Source organism: Caballeronia udeis, from assembly GCF_044909315.1.
In the GTDB taxonomy this organism is placed as follows: domain Bacteria; phylum Pseudomonadota; class Gammaproteobacteria; order Burkholderiales; family Burkholderiaceae; genus Caballeronia; species Caballeronia udeis_A.
This window is the reverse complement of record NZ_JBIYEB010000091.1, coordinates 1-1,352: the sequence shown is the minus strand read 5'-3', so window position 1 is coordinate 1,352 and position 1,352 is coordinate 1. Positions and strand designations below refer to the sequence as shown.

At 55.8% G+C, this 1,352-nt stretch carries 1 protein-coding gene; it reads left to right on the top strand.

What is annotated here, in order from left to right; all coding sequences use genetic code 11:
- Positions 1 to 65 precede the first annotated feature (65 nt).
- A complete protein-coding gene (locus ABH944_RS44590; RefSeq protein WP_404615843.1) occupies positions 66 to 1,316 on the top strand; it encodes an IS256 family transposase in 1,251 nt (416 codons plus the stop codon).
- The last annotated feature ends 36 nt before the right edge of the window (positions 1,317 to 1,352 follow it).

Genomic DNA, 1,352 nt, shown 5'->3' with positions numbered 1-1,352 from the left:
GAGGGTGTAATTAGTTTTGTGTAAACGGTCATTTGGCAGGAGACTGCCAGCATCTAGGAGCAACGATGACCGTAGCGAAACGCACCAAACGAGTGAAGCCCGATCCTGAGTTGGTCAAACTGGCTGACAGCCTGTTGGCGAACTATCAGAAGCCTGAGGATTTGATTGGCGAAAATGGCCTGCTCAAGCAACTCACCAAGATGTTGGTCGAGCGTGCTCTGGAAACCGAGATGTCTGAGCATTTGGGCCACGGCAAGAGCGAAGCGGTGACCAATGCAACAGGCAATACCCGCAATGGCCACAGCGCCAAGACGTTGCAAGGCGAGTTTGGCGAATTGCTGCTCGATATCCCGCGTGATCGTCAGGCTGCCTTCGAACCGAAGCTGGTTGCGCGCCATCAGACGCGCTGGTCGGGCTTTGACGATAAGATCATCTCGCTGTACGCCCGGGGCTTAAGCGTGCGCGAGATCCAGGGCCATCTGGAAGAGATGTATGGCACCGAGATATCGCCCACGCTCATCTCGGCTGTGACAGACGCGGTGAGCGAGGAGGTGAAGCTCTGGCAAGGTCGCCCGCTCGACGCGCTGTACCCGATCATTTATCTGGATTGCATCCACGTCAAAGTGCGTGACAGCGGGGCTGTGCGCACCAAGGCAGTGTACTTGGCGATTGGCGTGAATATGAACGGGCACAAGGAGGTTCTGGGTCTGTGGATTGCCCAGACCGAGGGTGCCAAGTTCTGGCTACAAGTTGTCACCGAGTTGAAGACACGCGGTGTACAGGACATTTTTATTGCCTGTGTGGACGGACTCAAGGGCTTCCCAGAAGCGATTGAGGCGGTCTATCCGAAGGCTTCCGTGCAGCTTTGCATCGTGCACATGGTGCGCAACAGCCTAAACTTCGTGTCGTGGAAACTGCAGCGGGAAGTCGCCGCTGATCTGAAAACAATTTACACGTCGTCGACCGTCGAGGTGGCCGAGCAGATGCTCAGTGCCTTCGAGACTAAATGGGACAAGGACTACCCGTCGGTGGGCCAGAGCTGGCGGCGCAACTGGGCTCGGGTGATCCCCTTCTTCGACTACCCGCCGGAGATCCGCAAGGTGATTTATACGACCAACGCGATCGAGTCGATCAACATGAGCCTGCGAAAAGTCATCAAAACGCGCAGTTCGTTTCCGACTGATGATGCCGTGACCAAGCTGTTTTACCTGGCGTTGAACAACATCAGCAAGAAATGGTCGATGCCGCTTAGGGACTGGAAGGCGGCCCTAAACCGCTTCACTATCCAGTTCGAAGACCGGATGTCGCCGCGTTAAACGAAAACCCGTTTACACAAAATCCGGGACACCCTC

What these genes read in the sequence shown, in the direction of transcription:
- ABH944_RS44590 (WP_404615843.1), top strand. Translation starts at nt 66, where the DNA reads ATGACCGTAGCGAAACGCACCAAACGAGTGAAGCCCGATCCTGAGTTG.